Origin of the sequence: Acetobacter tropicalis (assembly GCF_001580915.1) — a bacterium.
Classification (GTDB): Bacteria; Pseudomonadota; Alphaproteobacteria; order Acetobacterales; family Acetobacteraceae; genus Acetobacter; species Acetobacter tropicalis.
Genome location: NZ_LHZQ01000058.1, coordinates 1 through 1,213, shown reverse-complemented (window position 1 = coordinate 1,213; position 1,213 = coordinate 1). Strand labels below are relative to the sequence as shown.

Below are 1,213 nucleotides of genomic sequence, written 5' to 3'. Positions count from 1 at the left end.
TATACCCTTCCCGGGTCAGTTCTCGGTGAAAATCAACAGCCCCTTCCGTTCCTGGCCTTTCTCTACTGGGATATTCGGACAACGGAACATGCCGGGCAGGATGGCAACTGAAAAATTCTGCTCTCAACCGTCTTACTGCGAATATCGCAACGCCTCGACGAACAGCCTGAAAGCGAAGGGTGCCTGCCACCGGTTGGCGGTGGTAAAGGTGATACCCTGGCGGGGTATCACTCATTCCGGAAGGCCAACCTCACGCTCTCAGCAAAGCCTTTCCATTCGTCATCTGTGACCTGGCGGGCGACTTCAGGTCCTGAGAATTCCTTCCGCAGGCCGTTGCTGACGATGAAGTTGTTGGATTGCAGGCTTCGAATGATGCGGTCGGCATCCTTATCCGGCATGTCCAGCACGGCCTTGATCAGCCCGCGCGCCGTATAGTGACGCCGGAGATAGTCAGCCTCCTCCTGCATGTGCTCGTCCATCGTAAGTCTGATAACGTGCCCAAGATAGTCGACATGCCGGGCAAGGTCCGGATAGCGCCACGCTGGCCGGGCCGTTCCATCGCCAGTAAACACAAGGTTGGACTGAATACCGTCCGGATAGGTTTTGTTTTTCGACGCGAAAGACACATGCGGACGCGCGACCCTCATCAGAGGGTTTGAGACGCGTTCAAGGATCGCATCGTAGTGACGCCTGCTTGTCTTGTCGGCCATAATGGCAACGGACACCGGAATGATGACACCATCCGGGATAGCGTTATCCCGGCAGAGAATGTCATTGATGAGATAGCGGTGTGTCCGACCATTCCCGTCTGCCAGGGGATGAATGTAGACAAAGCCGAAGGAGACGACTGCAGCACGCAGAATGGGTGACTGCCCCCGGGTTTTTTTGAGGAAGGCTGCAAGTCCATCAAGCATATCCTTCAGGTCTTCCGGTGGCGGCGCTACATAATGTACGACTTCCCCGCGTATCGTGTTCTCGCCTACAAAAACCGGTGATTTTCTGGGACCGAAACTGCTGATGAACGTTTTCGGGCCGATGATATCCTTCTGCAGCTCAACGAGCGCCGGACCGATAAGAGGGATTGCACCCTTGCCGGTCCTGGTTGCCAGCACATGGCTGAAGAGGGCAATCTTGTCGGTCTGGTCTGCCTCGCCCTCAATTGCAAAGCTCGCCTTGCTCTCCCGATTGGTCAGCCAGACTGCTGCCCGCGCAA

The 1,213-nt window shown here is 56.1% G+C and carries 1 protein-coding gene; it reads right to left on the bottom strand.

The window, feature by feature from the left end:
• Window positions 1-227 precede the first annotated feature (227 nt).
• Window positions 228-1,213, bottom strand: a 986-nt coding sequence (locus tag AD944_RS00380) for a Fic family protein (protein WP_169796343.1), incomplete at its 5' end; no start/stop codon positions are given.